The organism is Bartonella sp. 220B, from assembly GCF_026930205.1.
GTDB lineage: Bacteria > Pseudomonadota > Alphaproteobacteria > Rhizobiales > Rhizobiaceae > Bartonella.
In genome coordinates this window covers 1-1,122 of record NZ_JANHOI010000065.1, presented here as the reverse complement: position 1 = coordinate 1,122, position 1,122 = coordinate 1, and the positions used below count along the sequence as shown (strand labels likewise).

At 48.8% G+C, this 1,122-nt stretch carries 1 protein-coding gene; it reads left to right on the top strand.

Features of this window, described 5'->3' with window-relative positions:
* Positions 1–1,122: hemagglutinin repeat-containing protein (locus NPX99_RS08715; protein WP_269031432.1), on the top strand; the 1,122-nt coding region annotated here is incomplete at both ends.

Sequence of the window (1,122 nt, the reverse complement as noted above, 5' to 3'; positions counted from 1 at the left end):
AGGGTTGGGTGGCTCCACCAAGGATGCTCTTGCCAATATGACTGATGCTTCTGCGAGTGTGACCGTGGGCTTTAAGACAGAGAAGACAGAAGCCTCTTCTCAAACCTCCACAGCGATGACAGGGACAATGAAAGCAGGGCGTGCTATTAACATACAAGCCCATAAAGGCAGCATCCATGGTATTGGAAGCGATATTATTGCCGGTACTAATCCTGTTTATACAAATGATGAGAAAAGCGGGAATATCAACTTAGGAGCAGGGAAAGATATCATCTTTGAAAGTGCACAAAACACACAAAGTACACAAAACAGAAGTGAAAGTGCTTCGGTCAATGTTGGGTACAGTTATGGTACTGGTGGTGCGGGGGGAACAGGCAATGCTTCCTTTAGTCAAGGGGAAGGCTCCAGTGAAGAGGTTCACCACAAGAACAGCCATGTCATTAGTACCAGCACTGTTCACACCAACAGTGGGGAACACACCACACTTTCGGGTGCCGTGGTTTCTGGAAATCAGGTCAAAGTGGATGTGGGGGGAAGCTTGACCATTACCAGCCGCAGTGATACGGGACAAACTTCTAACAAGCAGAAATCTGCTTCTGTTGGGTTTGGTGGCAGCAAAAGTTTTGATGCAGGCTCAACAAGCCTTTCCTTACAAAAGGATCAATCCTCCAGTGATTATCACAGTGTTGTGGAGCAATCAGGTATCAAAGCGGGTGATGGAGGCTTTGATATCACGGTAAAAAACCAAACAACAATGACTGGAGGTCTCATTTCCAGCACTGCACCGGCAAACAAAAACAGCCTGACCACGGGAACCATTAGCACCAGTGACATCACCAACAGTGCGAGTGCTCAAGCCAGCAGCCATGGGTTTAGCCTTTCTGGGAACGACACGATAAAAAACCTTGCCAAAAATGCTCTGAGTCATGGCAAAGCCAAGGATGCGGCAGAAGGGGAAACCAAATCCGCCATCAGCGATGGCACCATCATCCTAACCGATGCAACCAACAAAAGAGCGATGGGGCAAGACGCTGGACAAATCATTGCCTCTCTCAACCGCAATACCGCAGCAGCCAACCAAACCGTGGCACCGATAGATGCCACCTCGCTTGAGGGGGTAGT